Origin of the sequence: Halorubrum aethiopicum (assembly GCF_001542905.1) — an archaeon.
Lineage (GTDB): Archaea > Halobacteriota > Halobacteria > Halobacteriales > Haloferacaceae > Halorubrum > Halorubrum aethiopicum.
Genome location: NZ_LOAJ01000001.1, coordinates 2,593,756 through 2,613,119 on the forward strand (window position 1 = coordinate 2,593,756; position 19,364 = coordinate 2,613,119).

17 protein-coding genes and 1 tRNA gene are annotated in these 19,364 nt (G+C 66.3%); 5 read left to right on the forward strand and 13 right to left on the reverse strand.

Features of this window, described 5'->3' with window-relative positions; translation table 11 throughout:
- Positions 1-223: 223 nt before the first annotated feature.
- Positions 224-1,582, reverse strand: coding sequence for a cytochrome P450 (locus AXA68_RS12345; RefSeq protein ID WP_080505252.1), 1,359 nt, complete (start codon positions 1,580-1,582; stop codon positions 224-226).
- 270 nt (positions 1,583-1,852) lie between these two features.
- A complete protein-coding gene (locus AXA68_RS12350) occupies positions 1,853-2,527 on the reverse strand; it encodes a helix-turn-helix domain-containing protein (protein ID WP_066417258.1) in 675 nt (224 codons plus the stop codon).
- A 244-nt stretch (positions 2,528-2,771) separates the two neighbouring features.
- Here AXA68_RS12350 and AXA68_RS12355 point away from each other — a divergent pair, with 244 nt between their 5' ends.
- Positions 2,772-3,731 (forward strand): quinone oxidoreductase family protein, encoded by a 960-nt coding sequence (locus tag AXA68_RS12355; protein ID WP_066417260.1) that lies wholly within the window; start codon positions 2,772-2,774, stop codon positions 3,729-3,731.
- Positions 3,732-3,780: 49 nt separating this feature from the next.
- On the opposite strand, the gene AXA68_RS12360 is transcribed toward AXA68_RS12355, so the two are convergent.
- The 7 genes from AXA68_RS12360 to AXA68_RS12390 all read right to left on the reverse strand — a co-directional run bounded on the left by AXA68_RS12360 (position 3,781) and on the right by AXA68_RS12390 (position 10,864).
- A complete protein-coding gene (locus AXA68_RS12360) occupies positions 3,781-3,984 on the reverse strand; it encodes a hypothetical protein (protein ID WP_066417262.1) in 204 nt (67 codons plus the stop codon).
- A gap of 366 nt (positions 3,985-4,350) precedes the next feature.
- Positions 4,351-5,589, reverse strand: a complete 1,239-nt coding sequence (locus tag AXA68_RS12365; RefSeq protein WP_066417264.1) for a PAS domain S-box protein — start codon at positions 5,587-5,589, stop codon at positions 4,351-4,353.
- Positions 5,590-5,898: 309 nt separating this feature from the next.
- Positions 5,899-6,870 carry a D-2-hydroxyacid dehydrogenase gene (locus AXA68_RS12370; protein WP_066417265.1) on the reverse strand — a complete coding sequence of 324 codons (972 nt, stop codon included), beginning with the start codon at positions 6,868-6,870 and terminating at the stop codon, positions 5,899-5,901.
- Between the two features lie 88 nt (positions 6,871-6,958).
- A complete protein-coding gene (locus AXA68_RS12375) occupies positions 6,959-8,209 on the reverse strand; it encodes an MFS transporter (protein ID WP_066417279.1) in 1,251 nt (416 codons plus the stop codon).
- Positions 8,210-8,307: 98 nt separating this feature from the next.
- Positions 8,308-8,940 (reverse strand): hypothetical protein, encoded by a 633-nt coding sequence (locus tag AXA68_RS12380; protein WP_066417281.1) that lies wholly within the window; start codon positions 8,938-8,940, stop codon positions 8,308-8,310.
- Positions 8,941-9,361: 421 nt separating this feature from the next.
- Positions 9,362-9,434, reverse strand: a tRNA-His gene (locus AXA68_RS12385).
- Positions 9,435-9,535: 101 nt separating this feature from the next.
- Positions 9,536-10,864: a hemolysin family protein gene (locus AXA68_RS12390; protein WP_066417288.1), complete on the reverse strand. Its 1,329-nt coding sequence runs from the start codon at positions 10,862-10,864 to the stop codon at positions 9,536-9,538.
- A gap of 168 nt (positions 10,865-11,032) precedes the next feature.
- Here AXA68_RS12390 and AXA68_RS16830 point away from each other — a divergent pair, with 168 nt between their 5' ends.
- Both AXA68_RS16830 and AXA68_RS12400 read left to right on the forward strand, forming a co-directional pair.
- Positions 11,033-13,303: a hypothetical protein gene (locus tag AXA68_RS16830; RefSeq protein ID WP_066417289.1), complete on the forward strand. Its 2,271-nt coding sequence runs from the start codon at positions 11,033-11,035 to the stop codon at positions 13,301-13,303.
- 253 nt (positions 13,304-13,556) lie between these two features.
- Complete coding sequence (locus AXA68_RS12400; protein ID WP_066417290.1) at positions 13,557-14,741, forward strand: M20 family metallopeptidase; 1,185 nt, start codon at positions 13,557-13,559, stop codon at positions 14,739-14,741.
- A gap of 150 nt (positions 14,742-14,891) precedes the next feature.
- On the opposite strand, the gene fer is transcribed toward AXA68_RS12400, so the two are convergent.
- Positions 14,892-15,281 carry a ferredoxin Fer gene (gene fer / locus AXA68_RS12405; RefSeq protein WP_066417291.1) on the reverse strand — a complete coding sequence of 130 codons (390 nt, stop codon included), beginning with the start codon at positions 15,279-15,281 and terminating at the stop codon, positions 14,892-14,894.
- Between the two features lie 195 nt (positions 15,282-15,476).
- Here fer and AXA68_RS12410 point away from each other — a divergent pair, with 195 nt between their 5' ends.
- Positions 15,477-16,346 (forward strand): CheF family chemotaxis protein, encoded by an 870-nt coding sequence (locus AXA68_RS12410; protein WP_066417292.1) that lies wholly within the window; start codon positions 15,477-15,479, stop codon positions 16,344-16,346.
- Positions 16,347-16,426: 80 nt separating this feature from the next.
- Positions 16,427-17,002, forward strand: a complete 576-nt coding sequence (locus AXA68_RS12415; RefSeq protein WP_066417293.1) for an HIT family protein — start codon at positions 16,427-16,429, stop codon at positions 17,000-17,002.
- 6 nt (positions 17,003-17,008) lie between these two features.
- On the opposite strand, the gene serS is transcribed toward AXA68_RS12415, so the two are convergent.
- From serS to AXA68_RS12430, 3 genes are all read right to left on the reverse strand, one after another.
- Positions 17,009-18,379, reverse strand: a complete 1,371-nt coding sequence (serS, locus tag AXA68_RS12420; RefSeq protein WP_066417295.1) for a serine--tRNA ligase — start codon at positions 18,377-18,379, stop codon at positions 17,009-17,011.
- Between the two features lie 75 nt (positions 18,380-18,454).
- Positions 18,455-18,694 carry a hypothetical protein gene (locus AXA68_RS12425; RefSeq protein WP_066417296.1) on the reverse strand — a complete coding sequence of 80 codons (240 nt, stop codon included), beginning with the start codon at positions 18,692-18,694 and terminating at the stop codon, positions 18,455-18,457.
- Between the two features lie 105 nt (positions 18,695-18,799).
- Complete coding sequence (locus AXA68_RS12430) at positions 18,800-19,285, reverse strand: hypothetical protein (RefSeq protein ID WP_066418608.1); 486 nt, start codon at positions 19,283-19,285, stop codon at positions 18,800-18,802.
- Positions 19,286-19,364: the final 79 nt, after the last annotated feature.

Genomic DNA, 19,364 nt, shown 5'->3' on the forward strand with positions numbered 1-19,364 from the left:
GATCAGAGGGATGTTCCGATAACCGTGCGAAATACAGAGCGCGAGTCTCGCGTGGGAACTCCGCGAGAGTGCGAGCGTTGAATTCGTTTAGTACAGAGGAGTTACTGGTCAGTCGGAACGTTTGATCAGTTACCAGCTGTCCCGACGGGATCTGATTCCTCCCCAAGTCCGCCACCTCACAGGTATGCTTGTAACAGGAGTTCGTGCTGGGCTCCCCCAGTCACTATTTGTGAACGCGCATTCGGACATCCTCGGACGGCTGCAACGTCAGTTCCATGTTTATTTCGGGCTGGGGCGAACTCAACAGCTCGAAGTCTACACGTCGGGCAATAATCGGGATGATATGCTTCAGTTCCATCATCGCAAAGTGCATCCCGATACATTGGTGGGGACCACCGCCAAATGGGAAGTACGCAAAGTCCGGCCGCTCGTCGCTTCGCTCCGCAGTAAAACGCTCAGGGCGGAATTGGTCGGGTGCGTCAAACCATCGGTCATCACTATGGACGGTGAACTGTGGGAGGAGAATTTTCGTCCCTTCAGGAATGTGGTAGCCACCGAGCTCTGTGTCCTCGGTGGCCTCGCGGAACAGCATTCCTGCGGGCGGATACAGCCGCATCGCCTCTTTGGCGATGTGCTCAGTAACGGAGAGATCAGAGAGATCGTCGGCCGTCGGTGGACCGTCCAGCACGGTCGTAACCTCGGCCTCCAGTCGGTTGCGATCCTCCGGGTTGGTTGCCAGTAGGAGCCACGTGAAGGTCAGTGCCATCGCGGTCGTCTCGTGCCCAGCGATGAGGAACGTAATGAGATGATCGTGGATCTCCTCGTCACTCATGGAGTAGTCGTGGTCGTCCTCCTTTTCAAGCATCGTCGTCAGGAGGTCGTCGTACTGACCCGGATTCGCCCGTCGCTCCTCAATGAGCGTGTCGACGGTCGCATCGAAGGCATCCATCGCCTGTTCGTACCGGCGGTTCCTGTGTGTCGGAACCCACGACGGCAGCAGTATTTCGACGGCCCCGGAACCGCTCATGTCGGCCATCGCCTGGAGTTCGTCGGCGGCGTCCGTAATCACCTCCCGGTGCTCCCCGAGGTCAAAATCAAAGAGTGAGTTCGTCAGGATCGAGAGCGTCAGCTGTGAGAACTCCTCGTTGATGGCGATCTCTTCGCCGTCGTCCCACTCGTTGATCAGCCGTTCCGTGGCGGCAACCATCGCCGAACTGAACCCTTCCAGCCGGTCCAGCCCAAACATCGGCTGGAGGAAGTGCCGCTGTCGTTTCCACTCCTCACCCCGGGTGAACGTGAGTCCCCGCGGTGCGATCTCGTAATCGAGAAGTTCTTTGAGTTCATCGAAGTTCCATCGCTCGTAGGTTCCCTGTCCCAGTAACACGTCACCGATGTAATCGGGATGGAAGACAGCGACAGCGTCGATACGCGGGAACTCACAGTGGACGACGTCGCCGTATGTTGTAAGCTCGTCGAAAAACCCCATAGGCTGTTTGACATACTGATGCGTATTTCCCAGCACCGGGAGACCATCGGGACCGGGTGGGAGTTCGTCATCGCCGCTCTCCGAAGGTGTTCCCATGGTACCACCACCATCAACGTGTTAGAAAATGAGTAATATTAGAGATTTTCACTCTGAGGAATATCCTCTACGGGCCCGTAGAGCCCCGTCGCAGCAAACACAGTTGATCCATCCGGTACAACCAGTTATCGAACGACACCGGCATCAAGTACGCACTCGACATTGTCAAACGAGTGTTGGGGCGTCCGGTACACAGAATCAGGAGAGGCAGCGAGGGTCATTCTGTTGGCTCTATCTGTCTCCGCCTCGCCATATCTCTCGGCGCGTTCGTCATAACGACGAGTTAAACGCCATCAGTCCGGCCCTGACGAGTTTGGCCTCGCCTCTTTGTAGATGGTCACTCGCTGTGTTCGGCGCACAGCCCATCTCGTCGGCGATGTCGGCGTGTGTCGCCTCGCGCGGTGTATCGTAGTATCCCAATTCGACGGCTACCTGAAGCGCCTCCTGTTGTCGATCGCTCAACGTTGTGGTGGGGTTCACGTCGGCACTTGGGAACGGCTGAATCGCGTCAATATGGACGGAAACACTCTCAGGGAGGTTATCAACCGTCGACTGTAATGTCGTCGGGTCCCCGACAATATGGCCGTGGATACGGCCATCACGGTAGACGAGTGGTCGCCGAACCACCAGTCCACTGCGGTCGATCGCGGTCGCGGACCCTCCGAAGATTGGGAGCTCCTCGTCACGTAGTTCGATGAGTGCGTACGAGACACGAGCGGCGGCCGCTGAGAGTTCGACCGACTTGACGCCTGGCGTCTCCCGTGCTAGTTCAGCAAACCGGGCTCCATCGCCAGCGATCGCGTATATATGGGTCGACAGCTCCGAATCGCCGCGGTTCCAGTCGACGGCCCGTGCTTCGTCGTGAGCCTCTTCATCCAGCAAATACCGCAGGAACGGGGGTGCGCGGTCGAGATCTGGACGGACTGTGATTCGGATGTGTTTCATAGCTACTGGCAGTGTTCGGTATGACACTCCGTTACGGCTAAAATTCACCCCTCTACTGACAGTTCTGCCTGCTGCTGTACGTTTCTAACATAAACCCCTGGAGTATCATCCACAGAACCGCTACTCGGGATGCCCCGCATGTGGTAGATGTGATGGCGACGAACCCAACCACGAACGATATGCGATGGCGCACCGCTCTGGCGAGTACCATCCCGGCAACCCACCTGTCTGAGGTGACCCAATCATGAAAGCCGTTCGCTACCACGACTACGGCAGTACAGACGTGCTCCAGGTCGACGAGGTCGACCAGCCGACACCCGACCGCGACGAAGTCTTGGTCGAAATGCGGGCTGCCAGCGTCAATCGTGTCGATGTGATGTTCCGTTCCGGTCAGTACGGAAACCTTCCTCTTCCGTCGATTCCTGGCGGTGACGGCGCGGGCCGCGTTGCGGCGGTCGGTGAGGACGTCGAGACGTTCGAATCCGGTGACCGAGTCTTCGCATCCGGCATGGATCGTGCCGAGGGCGGCACCTTCGCTGAGTACGCCACGATCCCGGCGGAGAAACTGGCGCGTCTGCCAGAAAACGTGTCGTGGACGGCTGGGGGTGCCATCGGTAACGTCGGTGCCACTGCCTGGACGGCACTAGAGGAACTCGTCGGCATCCAAGCCGGTGACCGCGTCCTCATCCACGGCGGCTCCGGCGGTGTCGGCCACGCCGCAGTCCAGATTGCCGCCCACAGCGGGGCCGAGGTTATCACGACGGCTGGGTCGGAGGAGGCTCGGGCCCGGCTACAGGAACTCGGAGCGTCTGTCGCGTTCGATTACGAGAATGATTCGCTCGCCGAGGACATTTTGGCTGCGACCGACGGTGCTGGTGTCGAAACGGTCCTCGACCATCGGCTTGAAGAGTATCTCGCCCTCGATCTGTCGGTCGTCACCGAGGGCGGGACGATCATCAGCACGATGGGCCACGTCCCTGAGACGAACGGCCGTCCCCTCTACAACAAGGAAGTGACCATCCAGCCGCTCAAGATGGATAACCATCCGACTCGACAGCCGGTGCTGGAACGACTCGCTCGCTTGATGAAGCAGGATACAATTACCCCTGTCGTCGCCGACACCTACTCCTTCGATGACGCCGCCCGGGCCCACCAAGAGATACTTGCCGGCGGGTACGTGGGGAAACTCGTCGTAACACCCTGACCGCCGAACACTAAGAACGCTGACCATATGATTTAGGTCCACATCCTGTTCAGCGCTTCAGATAACCTGTGTCCCACAAGAACAGGACGGTAAATGTACCGAAGAATACAATAATTAAGGCCAGCCTTTCTGGGGTCCTCGGTTCAGGGTCCTCTCCGAGGAAGATGCCAATAACGATGGCGACGAGAAGTGAGGCGAAAAGATACACGATGTACTTACCAAATGCTCGGCTCAGGTTTAGATCGTTTGCCATACACGGGTACCTTCAAGACGAGGCATAAATTTCTTACATAGTGGTGGTGCTGGCCGTCGAAACGACGGACCTCTCTCACGGTTAACGAAATTAGGCGCTAAATCCCCTTCCTCAAGGAGCGAACCGCGTCAGCGGTGAGCGAGTAGGGTAGGGTAGTTCACTCGCTAAGCCAGTACAGCGGCCAATTCTATCGAGAGAACCTGCGCTGAATACAACTCTCTGTATCTCGTACATCGATCCTATCGGTTCGTAAGGATCTCAACAGAGCCAAACTCGCGTGAAACCGACGGTGATGCGACCGTGTAGACGGCGACCCGATCGTATCATTCACACAATCGTCAGGAGTCGGAACGAGAAGTACGGGCTCTAGCGAGTTCGCGTTGGCAGTTGGATCACTATCCGAGTACCATCCCACGCGCTTTTTTCCACGGTGAGAGTTCCGTCCGAATTTCGAACGATCCACCTCGTTAACCACAGACCCAACCCGTTACTGTGGTTGAGTTGCGTCTCTTTCTCCGACGTTAGTACCTCCCGTTCGAATTCGGGGATGCCGGGGCCATTGTCGGCGACGCTCACAGTCGTCCGTCGACGTACGGACTTTCCACCGGTAGAAACGTCGACCTCTACTAACGGGGTTTCTGCGTCGTTGTGTTCCAGCGCGTTGTCTAGAACGTTATCCAGCGCGTACGGGAATAGTTCGTGAGCCATGACGGACGCCGAGTCCGGAACTGCCGTCCTGATCTCTGCGTTCGTAAACTCTCTCTGAAGTCGGTCCACGCGCTCTCTAATCACACGTTTTAGATCGACCGTCGTCAGTTCCACCTCACTTTTATCCCGCAGTTTCTCGATATGCCGCGCGGCGTCGCTCAGTTCAACGATAGTAGAGAGTCGATCTTCCATCGCTCGGATATGCTCGGAGTCTCCGTCGACACTCTCGGCCAGTAGATCGAGGTGGCCTTGAATGATTCCGACGTCGTTCCGGATGTTGTGCCGCAATACCCGGTTGAGAACAGCAAGGCGTTGTTCGCGTTGTTTTTGTTCAGTAATGTCGCTTATTACAAACGTAGCTCCCTCGAATCCCTCATCACGTTCCTGAAGCGGGGACGCCCAGATACGCACGTTGAGAACTGACCCACCTTTGCGACGATGTAGCGTCTCGATACCGGTGAGTTGGTGTCCTTCCTGTAGTCGAGCAAAGTGTGCCGCCATGTCCTCGGGGGAGTCCGCTATCACGTCCGGATACGACCGCTGCTTGACCTCCGGTTCACTCCATCCGAATATTCTCTCGGCGCCGTCGTTCCACAGTTCGATCTGTCCGCTCGCATCGACGGCGAGAATCGCGACGGGGGCCGCCTCAACGACACTTGAGAATCGGTTTAGGAGCTGCTCGATCGCTGTTGTCAGCACCTCGATTTCTTCTTCAGTTTCGAGATGACGATCGAGGCCGTTCACCACTTCGGCGAAGAGATCCTCCGTGAGTTCCTCTTTGTCAGTATTTGAGTTGTTCTGGTATGTGTCCAGAAGAGCCGTTTGAGCCTCCGTATAGCCTTCCTCCGTGAGAGTACGAAATAAGATACCGACGAGTTGTTCAACGTGCTCACTCATTTTAGGTCAGCCTAAAATATGCGTCTATTTAAAAACTTCACTTCGGCGGCCTCAACACTCGCCACAGCTGGTCATACACCGTGATTTGGACGTTATTACTAAATGGATGTTTATAGAGGACGATGGAATCGTTTCCGTTAGCAAAGAAGAGAGCCAAATGTGATGGTTCCGTGATCCGTCGATCCCGGTCTGGTGTGTACATTCTCTTCATCTCACAAGCCATTCCTAACAGAAGTGAGAGCGGTGTCGGCCGGCTCCGGTCCATGAACCCCCTGTGCTGGGCGAGGAATTCGACGAGTTCGCCTCCGCTCAAGCGACCCGATTGCGGAGGTCGTCGTACGCGCCCGTCTCGACGGCTCGCTCGACGTTCTCGACGAGGATGTCGGCCCGGCGCTCCCAGTACTTCGGGGTGTGTCCGGAGACGTGCGGGGTGAGGAGGACGTTCTCGAACCCCCACAGATCGTGGTCGCTCGGGAGCGGTTCGGGGTCGGTCACGTCGAGGGCCGCCCCGTGGATCACGTTCGACCGGAGCGCGGAGACGAGCGCGGGCGTGTCGATGACGCCGCCGCGGGCGACGTTGACCACGATCGCGTCCGTCGGGAGCGCGTCGAGTTCGGCCTCGCCGATCAGCCCCTCCGTGGTCTCGGTGAGCGGACACGAGACGACGAGCACGTCGGTCCGGACCAGCGCCTCCTGGAGGCCGTCGTAGCCGACCACCTCGTCGGTCGGGGAATCCTTCTCCGGCGTGTGCCGGACGCCGATCGTCTCCACGTCGAACCCGCCGAAGCGCTCGACGACCGCCTCGCCGATGGAGCCGAGCCCGACGACCGTGACGGTGCTGCCAGCCAGCTCCGTGAACGACTTGAACCGCCGCCACTCCCGACGCTCCTGTCGTCGCATCCCCTCGTCCAGCCGGCGGGCGAAGGTGAGCACCCACCCGAGCACGTGTTCGGCGATGTTGGGGCCGTGGACGCCCGAGGCGTTCGTGACGGCGATCCCCCGGTCGGCGAGCGCCTCGAGCGGGAGGTGGTCGACGCCCGCGGAGTTACACGCGAACAGCCGCAGGTTCTCGGCGGCGTCGAGCTCGTCGGCGCTCAGCCACTTCCCGGCGACGACTGTCGCCTCCGCGAGGTACCGTCGTCGCTCCTCGGCGGTCCGGGCGAGCCGGACCGTGTGGTCGGGGAGGCGGTCCTGAAGGATCTCCGCGTAGTCGGCGGCAGGGATCCCGTGTGCGTCGTGGTCGAGCACCGCGATGTCCGTGGTGGTCGGGTCCGTGTTCATCGTCCGGGCGTCGACGCGGGGAGACAAAGTACCCGCGGTCGCGGCGGGGAGGTGGGACGGAGAGCGGTCGGGGCACGACGAGGGGCGGTCAGGCGTCCATCCGGATCGGCGGCGCTCGGCTCATCAACACCAGACAGCCGATCCCGACGACCGCGCCGACGACGCCGGTCGCGACGCCCACGAGCCTGACCGCGGGGACGAACTCGATCCGCGCGCTCGCGACCGCGATGGCCCCGCCCATGAGGATCGGCGTCAGCGTCGCGCTCGCGCGACCGGTCCCCTCGCTCAGGCTCACGAGCCCGCCGCGAAGCGCGGTCGGCGCGAGGTCAGTGACGATGCTCCGGTAGATCGACAACACGAGGCCGAAGCCGACCCCCATCAGCACCACTCCGAGGGCCGCGATCGGAAGCGCCGTCGCGAGGAAGACGAGCCCGAGTCCGACGCCTATCGAGACGTTCGCCGCGATCAGCGGGTAGAGCCGGTCCTCGAAGGCCGCGGAGATCCGCCCGGTCTGGGTCGCCGCCAGCGCGTACGAGAGGCTGGCGAGCGCGGCGAGGATCCCGGCCTGTGCGGGCGTGCCGCCGAGGACGTCGACGACGACGATCGAGTTGTAGGTGAGGAAGCCGAACCACGCCAGGTTCGCGGTCCCGCGGGCGACGACGATCGTCCACGCGCGCCGGTGTGCGACGAGCGTCCGGAGGTCGCCGAGCTGCGCCCGGAGGTTCTCGTCCGACCCGTTGGCGGCATCCTCGTCCATCGGCTCCTCGAACCGGAGGTAGACGATCGCGGCGATCGGGAACGCGATCGCGTACAGGAGGAACGGGTACTGCCACGCGAACCCGACGAGGACGCCCGCGATGAGCGGAAAGATCGTCTGTGAGAGCCCCGATCCGCTGAACCGGAGCCCCTGTGCGGTCGCCTCCTTCGTCCCCGTGTAGAGGTCGCCGAGGCTCGTGATGATGATCGGCGTGAGCGCGGCGAAGCCGATCCCCTGGAGGAGCCGGAGGACGATCGCCGCGTAGAACGTCGAGACGAACGCGATCGCCGTCCCGGTCAGCCCGAACCACACCAGCCCGAAGATGAGGACCGGGCGTCTCCCGTACCGGTCGGCTATCACCCCGGCGATGGGGATGACGACCACGGCCGGCCCGGTGAACGCCGACATCAACAGGCCGACGTTCGCCGCGGACGCCCCGAGCGGCTCGACGAGCGAACCCAGCACCGGCGAGAGGAGCGCGGTCCCGAGCGGCGGGAGGACGTTGATGAGGAGCAACAGCTGGAAGGGACGCTCCCGGACGATTCCCGAATCGCTCCCCGCTATCGACGGCGTCGAGACCACGAATACTCTCCCGGAAGGGGGTGGCGTACATGGGGCTACGTCTTCCGGCAGAGATCGTTGCGACCGACGGGGACGCAACGGCGGACTCCCGGATCGATTCACCGCGGCTCGACGCTCACCGAGAGGTCGTCGACGTAGTGGGTCGCGTCGGCCTCCCAGATGACGGCCGTGCCGACGGCGAGGTGGAGAGTGTCGGTCGACAGCTCCGGCGTCGTCCACTCGAACGCGTACTCCCGCCACCCGTCCGCGAGCCACAGCGCGTCGCGGAGCCCGCCGTACGGCGTCTCGCCGAGGTTGCTCGTGTTGAGCCCCGGCTGCGGGAAGTCCTCCTCGGTCGCCGGTGGCTCCGGGGCGAGTCGCATCAGGGCGTGGCGGATCGTGTTGAACGACTCCGACTCGCTCCAGAACCGCCCCGTCACCTCGATCCGGTACGCCCGCCCGGGTTCGATGGCCACCGGGTGAACCCCCCACGTCACGCCGTCGTCGTAGTCCCCCTCGTTCCAGATCCGGAGGGAGCGCTCGCCCGCGGCCGCCTCGGCGTCGGAGACGTCGAGTTCCCACTCGAACTCCGCGAGGTCGACCTCCGGCCCGATCGCCGCGCCGGCCTCCCAGTCGCCGATCCCGTCCTCGAACCCCTCGGTGAACGCCGGTCCGTCGTCCCCGCCGACGCAGCCGGCGACGCCCGCGAGGGCGACGGCGGCACCCGAACGGATCGCGTCGCGACGTAACATGAGTTCGACTACCACTCGCAACGGGATAATCCTCCCGTGGCTCATCCGGATCCCCACGCGTCGACGTTCGATCCGTGGGAGCCGTCACGTTCGTCAAGAACGGTGATCCAGGTTTCGAGGCTTCGTGTCGCGGTACGAGACGATCCGGACGAGAGGATCCGGGCCAGTGACTCCGCCGTGTTCAGTCTCGTCTCTCATCGTCGTAGTCGTCGCGAAAAGGTCCGGGTGCGAGAATTGAACCCGAGGCGAGACTCGCTCCGCCCGTCTCGCGTGATTCGATCTCGCCTTCCGCCCTTCTTCGTCACTACGTTCCTCAGAAGGTCCGGGTGCGAGAATTGAACCCGAGGCGAGACTCGCTCCGCCCGTCTCGCGTGATTCGATCTCGCCTTCCGCCCTTCTTCGTCACTACGTTCCTCAGAAGGTCCGGGTGCGAGAATTGAACCCGCGTCTCAGCCTCCACAAGGCTGAAGGATAGTCCACTACCCTAACCCGGACACGCACTCTCACGTACCCCGTTTCGACTGATAACCGTTACGACTCGCGATCGGGCGTGGGACCGTCCCGCGCGGCCGTCGAGTCGACCGATCGCGGGGCGTTACGTCTCCCCGTCCGACGACTCCTCCTTGCGGATCCGGACCGTCGAGACGCGCGAGCCGTCGACCGCCGACACCTCGATCGCGTAGGTGCCCTCGGAGACGACGTCGCCGACCTCGGGCGGGCGGCCGAGCCGGTCCAACACCAGCCCGCCGAGGGTCTCGAAGCCCGCGCCCTCGAAGTCGACGCCGAGCGCGTCGTTGACCGCCGACAGCGGGACGCCGCCGTCGATCTCGTACCCGTCGTCGCCGGACCGTCGGATCGAGGGCTCCCGACCGGGGATGTCGAACCCGTCGCGGAGGTCGCCGACGATCGTCTCGACCGCGTCCTCGATCGTGACGAGCCCCTCGAACGCGCCCCACTCGTCGATCACGACCGCCAGCTGTCGGCGCTCGTCCTGGAACCGCACGAGCAGCTCCGCGACCGTCGTCGTCTCCGGGACGACGAGCACCTCGCGAGCGAGGTCGCCGGCGGTCGTGGCATCCTCGTCGGGGCCGATCGCCTCGAGGAGGTCCTTCACGTCGAGGAAGCCGACGACCCGTCTCTCGTCGTCGGCGGTGACGACCGGGTACCGCGTGTGACCGGCTTCACGCACCGTCTCCCGCAGCTCCGGGACGGTCGCGTCCGTCGGGACGCTCACCACGTCGGGGCCGGGAACCATGACCGTCGTGACCGCGGTGTCGTCGGTCTCGAAGACGCGCTCTATCATCTCCACCTCCGCCTCGGCGACGTGGCCAGCCTCCCCCGCTCGGGCCAACACCCGCCGGATCTCCCGTTCGTCGAGCGTCTCGTCGGTCTCCGAGGCCGGCGGGATGCCGATCAGGCTGGTGAACGCGTTCGCGGTCCCGTTGAACACGACGAGCCCGGGGTAAAAAAGCAGGTAACAGAGCTTCATCGGCGGCGCGACGAAAAGGGAGAGCCGTTCGGCCTGCGCGATGGCGATCGTCTTCGGCGCGAGCTCGCCGAAGACGACGTGGAGGAACGTGATGAGGCCGAACCCGATCGCGAACGCGACGAGGTGGATGAGGTTCGCCGGGAGCACCGACGCCAGGACGGGCTCGATGAGCGAGGCGACGGCGGGCTCGCCGGCCCACCCGAGGCCGAGCGAGGCGAGCGTGATCCCGAGCTGCGTCACCGCGAGGTAGTTGTCGAGGTTCGCCATCACCTCCTCGAGCGTGTCCGCGCCGGGGCGACCCTCCTCGACGAGCTGATCGACCGACGTCGAACGGATCCGGACGAACGCGAACTCCGAGGCGACGAAGAAGCCGTTCAGGACGACCAACACCAGCGCGAGCAGGAGACGGGACCCGGAGACGACGAGGTCTACCATCGCCGCCTCCGCGTCGCGTCACCGTTCGAGCGAGAAACACGCATGTCTACCCGTCTCCGCACGCATCCACTTAAACGATCGACCCGTCCGCTCCCCGGGTGTGCGGTCGTCCGCCGATCCGCAGGAAGGTAGTTATACCGACGCCGCGTAGGGTCGTGAGACGCGTACGTGTCAGACGAGACGAACACAGACGACGACGGCCTCCTCGACGAGCGACGACGCCGCCTGTTGGGCTACGCGGGGCTCGCGGCGGTCGGGACGGGCGGCGTCGCCGGCGCGTGGTCGCTTCTCGGGCGGGACGAACCGGCGGACCCGGACCCCGCGCCCTCGGAACCGCCGGGCGGTGACGACGGGGAGGGGGACGACGGAGACGATGGAGACGGAGAGAACGCGGAGGCGGAGGAGCCGCCCGAGGCGATCCCCGCGGTCGTCGAGCGGTACGCCCCCGACCTCTACTTCGGAGCCCTCGAGAAGTGGTTCCCCACCGACCCGCGCGCGTACGTCGTCGACTCCGCCGACGGGCCGGTCGTCGACGGCTTCCGCGCGCTCGAGGAGTACTCGCGGGAGTTCCGCGAGACCGGGTCGCCGCCGACGCCGACGGTGTTCTACCGGGTCGTCGAGGCGGCCGACGGCGTCGACGCGGTCCAGTACTGGTTCTACTCCGTCTTCGACCAGTTCACGGTGAACTTCCACTGGCACGACTGGGAGCTGCTTCAGGTGTTCCTCGACCGCGAGACGGGCGACCCGCTGTTGCTGTCGGCGAGCGCCCACGCGCGCGGAACCCCGAACAACGAGTTCCTCGAGCCCGACCTCGCGGACGGCCGGCGGCCGGGGATCCTCTCGGAGGTCGGCTCGCACTCGAGCGCCAGCGAACTCAACGAGGTTCGACCGAGCTTCGAGCGGCTGCCGGGCGAGAACTGGCGGTCGGACGTGACGAACGACCTGTTGGGGGTCGCCGGGGACCTGACGGCCCCGTTCGCGTACGGACTCCCCCGAGGCGAGGGGGCCAGGCTCCCGTTCGTCATGCCGGAGCTCGACGGCTACCCGCTTTACGACCACCCGTCGCTGTCGGTCGAGCGGGACGACTTCGTCGACGAGCGGGTGACCGTCGCCGGCTGGCGCGGACTGCCGACCCCTCCCGATGACCTGCCGCTGCGGGAGCCGGGGCTCGTGATGACGCGTTCCGACAGCGACACGCCGGCGGACGCGACGTACGCGCTCGAACCGATGGGATCGCTCCCCGGAGCGATCGCGGACTTCGTCGGCCCGCAACTGAGCTTCGAGTTCGCGATCCCGGGGTTCGCCGAGGACCGGTTCGCGAGTCACATCACGTCCGTGGGGATCCCGTGGGAACAGCCCCGATACGCCGACCCCCTCGCCGACGTCACCGACCCCGCGCATCGACGCCGGATCGACGGCGAGTCGCCGTCGGGGCTCTCGAACCGGGTCGTCGGCCGGGTTCGCTCCCTCGCCGCCGGTTCGGGCGGGGAGCTCGTCGGGGTCGACGACGACGTACGCGACGCGCTCGGCGACGCGATCGCCGTCTCGCGGCACGCGCTGCCCGTCGAGGTCGCCGTCCGGCTGGCGAGCGAGGACCCGACCGCGACCGTCACCCGCGAGGGGGTCTTCGGGTACCTCGGCGTCGAACCGGGCGAGCACCTCCTCGTCGTCGACGGACCGGGGTTCGCCCCCGTCGCCCAGCGGTTCGTCCACGACGGCGGCACGTACCGGGCCGGCGCGGACGGCGATCTCACCGTGATCCCGGCCGAGGACGCGGGATGGATCCGCGGCGACGGCCGCGACTCCGGCGGGATCGCCCGCGTTCGCGTGACCGAGGACTACGCGGGCGTCGTCTACGACGGGGAGCCGACCGAGACGGACCGGTTCGCCGTGGCGGTCCACCGGGAGGGGCGCTACACCGTCGAGGTCGTCGACGCCGAGGGCCGTCCGGGCGCATACCGGGTGACCCCGGAGACGTTCGGCGACGGGACGGAGACGGTCCGCGATCGGGTCGAAACCGGTAAGGCGTCGCTCTCGAGGACGCTTCGCGACGAACTCGCGGATCTGATCGACCTGGCGCGGTCGCTTCGGGAGGGTCCGGACGGCGATTCCGACGGGGAGACGGCCGCCGGCAGCGACACGAACGGCGACGGCGACGCGAACGACGGCAGCGACACGAACGACGGCAGCGACGCGGTGCTCGATCGGCTGTCGCGCGCCCGCGAGGAGGCCGCGGCGGCGGTACGGACCGCGGAGCGCGGCGACGGGGAGGCGGCGAACGACCGCCTCGCGGCCGCCGTCTCGTCGCTCGAGGAGGCCATCGAACTCCTCGCGAGCGGGAGGGTGCGCGAGTACGACGACGCCGACGCGGCGGCGCTCGAGACGCGGATCGAGCGCGCGATCGATCGGGCCGAGGTCGCGATCGGAACCGAACCGTAGCCCCGTGAGTCGGAACGCACCGGCGCGGAGGACCCCGAACTCCCGCGCGGAGGGTCCGGAACTCCGGCTCGATCGACCCGATCCGGGACGCGCCGCCCGAGAGCTTTATCGACCGTCGCTCGCGAGTGGTGGACGATGACCGCACGCGATCCACCGACCCGCGGCGACGACGATCGATCCTCCCCGACGCGCTCGAGCACCGACCGCTCGCCGTCGTCGGACCGATCCGCGGCGTCCCCGCGGGTGATGACCCGTGAGTGAGGGTTCGACCTCGGGGCGCTCCGCGGAACTCGAGGAACTCGCCCGCGACCTCGTGTGTATCCCGACGGAGAACCCGCCCGGAAACGAGGGGCCGGCCGCCGAGTTCGTGTACGACTGGTTCCGAGAGGAGGGCATCGACGCGACGCTGCTCGAGGAGCCGGATCCGGACCGGCCGCAGGTCGGTGCCCGCGTGGGTGAGGGCGGGCCGACGGTCGTGTTGAACGGCCACCTCGACGTGGTCCCCGCGGGCGATCCCGAGACGTGGACGGTCGATCCCTACGGGGGCACCATCGAGGACGGCCGGCTCTACGGCCGAGGAAGCGCCGACATGAAGACCGGGGTCGCGCTCGCGATGCTCGTCGCCCGCGACCTGGCCCCCGAGATCCGGACGGGCGAGCTGTCGGGCTCCGTCGTCGTCCACGCGGCCATGGGCGAGGAGACCGCCGACCCCGGCACTCGGACCCTCCTCGAGCGCGGGTTCGACGGCGACTACGGGATCGTGCTCGAGCCCACCGACTTCCGCGTCGCGACGAGCACCAAGGGGCTCTCAGTCTACCGGATCGCCGTCGAGGGCGTGGCGACGCACGCGAGCCAGCCCGACGCCGGGACGAACGCGATCGACGAGGCGCGGCCGCTGCTCGACGCGATAGACGAGTACGACGCCGACCTCCGCGAGCGCGAGGGCTCGCTGTGTGGCGGCGCGTTCGCGACGGTGACCGAGATCGAGGCCGGCACGGAGTCGAACCTCGCGGTGATCCCGGACCGCGCCGAACTCGTCTTGGACAGGCGGGTGCTCCCCGGCGAGGACCCGGACGCGGTCGACGCCGAGATCGAGGCGTTACTCGAGCGCGTCCGGGAGGAACGCGGCGTCGAGACGACGTGGACGCGGATCCAGACGTACGCCTCCTCGTCGATCCCGGTCGACCACCCGCTGGCGACCGGGCTCCGTGACCGCTCGGTGGCGGCGGTCGGGGCGGACGGCGGCGTCGACGAGCCGTGGGGGATCGAGGCCGCCACCGACGCCCGGAACTTCGTCAACGACGCTGCGGTTCCGGCGGTGACGTGGGGGCCCGGCGACCTCGATCAGGCGCACACGGTCGACGAGTCGATCGACCTCGACGACGCCGGGATCGCGAGGGAGATCCTCGAGGACGCGGTTCGAGCGTTCATCGAGTAGCGGAAGTGCTCGCCCGCCGATCCCGGACGATCGGACCGGCGGGTCGAGACGGGGCGGCCCGAAGAGATGCGGGGGGACGCCGCCGCCGTGACGGGGAGTTTCTGCGCGATCGGGTCGACCCGCGTGGGTCACACGGGGGCGACGCCGACGTTAGATGACGCGGTTCTGGAGGTAGTCGAGGTGTTTCGCGTTGTAGACGATCTTGACCTCGTCGGCGGCCGGGCTGCCGATACAGGTCAGCCGGACGTTCTTCTCTTCGACCTCCTCGTCGGAGAGGATCTGTTGCATGTCCATCTCGATCTCGCCCTCCTTGACGATGGACGCGCAGTTCGCACACGCGCCGGCGCGACAGGAGAAGGGCCAGTCGTAGCCCTGCGCCTCGGCCGCTTCGAGGATGTACTCGCCCTGGTTGACCTCGAGGGTTCCGTAGTCCTCCTCGTCGAGGCCGGCGTCGGCGGCCTCCGCGAAGAGGTCGTCGTCGTCCATCGACCAACCGTGGTCGTCGAGCACTTCGTAGTTGAGGTATTCTACAGTGGGCATCAGCCGTGAGTTCAACCCCCACCTCATTAGGCTTTGCTGTTCCTGCCGTAATCCGGCAACGCGCGACCCGTCGATCCGCCCGCCGGAACGCCGGAACGCGGAGCCCGAGAGCCGCCCGAACCGGACCGATCGACGGCTATCAGTTCTGAGAGCGTACGGGCAAGGCTAAAGGCGGCCGTCCTCCAATCGCGGTCGATGGAGGAGTCGGTGGTGGCCGATTTCGTCGGGCGGGTACACGCGCCCGACGTGGAAAGCGACGATCCGGTTCGCGGGCGGGTGCTGTTGAGCCAGCGCCGGCTCGTGCTCGCGACGGCGGACGCGCGGACGACGATCCCGCTCTCGCGGGTGTTCGACGTGGTCGTCGGGACCGTCCCGGGAGAGCTCAAGTCCTTTTTCAGCGACAGCGTGACCGTCGCGTACGAGCGCGTCGGAGCGCGGTCGACGGCGCTCGTCGAGGGCGAGCCGGACGACATGGAGCGGTTCACCCGACTGCTGTTCAAGGCGCTGTTGCGGAACGTGACGGTGACCGTCAGGCATCCGGCGAAGGTCGGCGGCCGGGTCACGGACGCGACCGATCGGAAGGCGAGCGTGTCGCCGTCGCCCGGATCGATCGGGTTCGTCGGGAGCGGCGAGCCGTTCTCGGTGGACCTCTCGACGGTGATCGACTACGACCGGACGAGCCGGACGCTCGCCGGGAAGCGCCGCCCCGCGCTCGTCTTCCGACACGTCCCGGAGGACCGGACCGTCACCTCGATCGTCACGGTGCCCGACGAGCGGACGCTCAACGTGCTCGGGCGGTACATCAGGCTCGAGTACGAGGAGGTGCGGACCGAAGTGGAGGAGCTCGACCCGACCGAGGACGAACTGGAGGTCCTCGTGGCCATCTACACCGCCGGCGGCGAGGCGTCGGTCTCGCAGGTCGTCACCGGCGACGCCACTCGTACGTCGATGATCCTCGACTCGCTCCGGGAGTCGGGGCTCGTCGTCGACGGCGAGGCGGGAGCGACGCTGACTCGAAAGGGACGGATGGTCGTCACGACGTATCTCGAGTCGGTGAACTCGTAGCCGTCTCGTGAGGTCGACGGTGCCGGAGGAGACACGCCCCGATCGCCGCCCTTGAAACGCCCGCGGCGCGACGGTCCGGCATGGATCGGATCTACGCGCCGTGGCGGATCGAGTGGGTCGAACGCGACGCGGACCCCATCGACGGCTGTCCCTTCTGCGTCCTGCCGGAGCGCGAGAACGCCCGCGAGGCCCGCGTCGTCGCGCGCAGCGACCGCAACTACGTCCTGTTGAACAACGCCCCGTACAACCCCGGGCACGCGATGGTGATCCCGGACGCGCACGTCCGCGACTGGACCGACCTCGACGACGAGACGATGCTCGATCACGCCCGGCTGAAGGCCGCGACGCTTTCGGCCGCGCGAACCGCGATCGACCCGGACGGGTTCAACACCGGGCTCAACCTCGGCGGCGGGGCGGCCGGCGGCTCGGTCGAGCACCTCCACACCCACGTCGTCCCGCGGTGGAACGGCGACACCAACTTCATGCCGGTCGTCGGCGACACCAAGGTCATCGTCGAGGCGGTCGACCGGAGCTACGAGCACCTCCACGAGGGGTTCGCCGCCGGCGACGACGTCGCCGACGCCGGCGACCTCGAGGCGGGCGAGGCCGTCCGGCTCTCCTTCGATCTCGACGCCGGCGGTCCCGACGACGCCTGAACCGCGCTACCCGTCGCCGAGCTTGCTCTCGCCCACCGGGTCGTGGCCCTCGATGACCTCCGTGCCGCCCATGTACGGCCGCAGCGCCTCGGGGACGGTCACCGTGCCGTCGTCGTTCTGGTAGTACTCCAGGATCGCGACGACGATCCGCGGGACCGCGAGCCCGGAGCCGTTGAGCGTGTGGAGGAACTCCGCGGACTCGTGGTGCTCCTCGCGGTAGCGGATCCCGGCTCTGCGGGCCTGGAAGTCCTCGAAGTTGGAGACGGAGGAGACCTCGAGCCAGCGGCCGCCCTCCTCGGGCCCCTCGTCCATGTCGTCGGCGGGTGCCCACACCTCGAGGTCGTACTTCTTCGCCTGCGTGAACCCGAGGTCGCCGGTACACATCTCGAGGACGCGGTAGGGCAACTCGAGCCGGCGGAGCACCTCCTCGGCCTCGTCGACGAGCCCCTCGAAGCGGTCGTAGCTCTCCTCCGGCCGCACGAAGTTCACCATCTCCACCTTGTTGAACTGGTGGACGCGGACGATCCCGCGGGTCTCCGTGCCGTGTTCGCCCGCCTCCTGCCGGAAGTTCGGCGTGTACGCCTGGTACTTGAGCGGGAGGTCCTCGCCGAGCAGGATCTCCTCGCGGTGGAGGTTCGTGACGGGGACCTCCGCGGTCGGGAGCAGCCAGAGGTCCTCGTCGTCGTAGGCGTCCTCGTTCGTCCCCTCGACGCGGTAGGCGTCCTCGGTGAACTTCGGGAGCTGGCCGGTGCCCCGCATCGACGCGGAGTTGACCGGGATCGGCGGGAAGACGTCCTCGTACCCCTGCTCGCGGTGGACGTCGAGCATGAACTGGATCAGCGCGTGCTCCAAGCGCGCGCCGTCGCCCTTCGCGACGTAGAAGCCGCCGCCGGCGACCTTCGCGCCGCGCTCGAAGTCGAGGATCTCCAGCCGCTCGCCCAGGTCGTAGTGCGGCTCGACCGTCTCGGGGAGCCCGCGGCGGTCGTCGAACCCCTCGCGGCGAACCTCCTCGTTCTCGGACTCGTCCGCGCCGACCGGCACCGACTCGTGGGGGATCTGCGGGAGCTCCAGAAGCGACGCCTCCAGCTCCGCCTCCAGCTCCTCGGCGCGCTCCTCGATCCCCTGAAGCTCGGATTTGAGCTCCTGTGAGCGCTCGATCGCCTCCTGGGCCGCCGCCTCCTCGCCGTCGGCCTTGAGGTCGCCGATCCGCGAGGAGACCTCGTTGCGCTCGTGGCGCAGGTCGTCCCCGCGCCGCTTGAGTTCGCGCCACTCCTCGTCGACGTCGAGTATCCGGTCGAGGTCCACGTCGACGCCCTTGTTCTCGAGCGCCTCGCGGACGGTCTCGGGGTTCTCCCGGACGAACTGTCGGGACAGCATTTACCGGCCGTTCCGCGGGCCGCCCCAAAACCGTATCGGAGCGTCGACACCGGACGGCGTAGCGCGGCGTGACCGTCAGGGGAGGAACGCGAAGTTCGCAACCACCGTGAGCAGCGCGAGGCCGGCGACGACGACGCCCATCACGCGCGTCAGCAGGACCCGCGCGTCGCTCGGTTCGATCCGCCGCGTCGACCCGTCGGGCGAGCGCGTCCGCCACGCGGTCATCCGTCGGGGGAACGCCGCCATCGCCAGCGCGCCCGCGGCCACGAGGAGGGGGACGGCGACGAAGAACAGCCGGAAGGGTGCGGGGAGCATGTCGGGGCGTTCGCCGCGCGTATCACGAAAGCGTTACGATGGCGAGATCGACGTACGACGGCGAGATCGACATCGGATCGCGCGGATCCCGAGGCGGCCGTTCGCTCAGTACCCGCCGGGCAGCGCCGTCCCGACGGCGAGCGCGACGAGTGGGATCGCGGCGACGACCGCGTACCACAGGCCGGCCGCGACGAGCAGCGCCCACGTGGAGACGCCGTAGCCGGTCGGGTCCCAGTCGACGCCCAGCCGGGGCAGTCCGGCCGCGGCGACGGCCGGTCCGCCGACGGCGACGACCCCGCCCCCGGCGAGCGCGGTCTTGAGGAAGCCGTCGCTCCACCCCGTTCCCGCGGTGTCGACGAGCGTCACGGTGAGCAGGACGCCGGCGAGGTACGGGACGGAGAGCGCGAGCGCGACGCCGACGTACGAGGGGACGAGCCGTCCGCGGGGCGGCAGCGCGCGCATCAGCGCCCGGAACCGCGCCGCGATCAGGAACGGGGACCAAACGAGCGCGGCGGCGAGCCCGGGAAGCGCGAACAGTACGATCGTCCAGAGCCACCCGACCGCGCCGTCGACGAGGGAGGGGATCGCCATGTCCGAACGGCTCCCTCGCGGGAGAAACGCTTTGTGGTCGGCGGGATCCGGATCACCACCGTTTAACCGGCGCGACGCG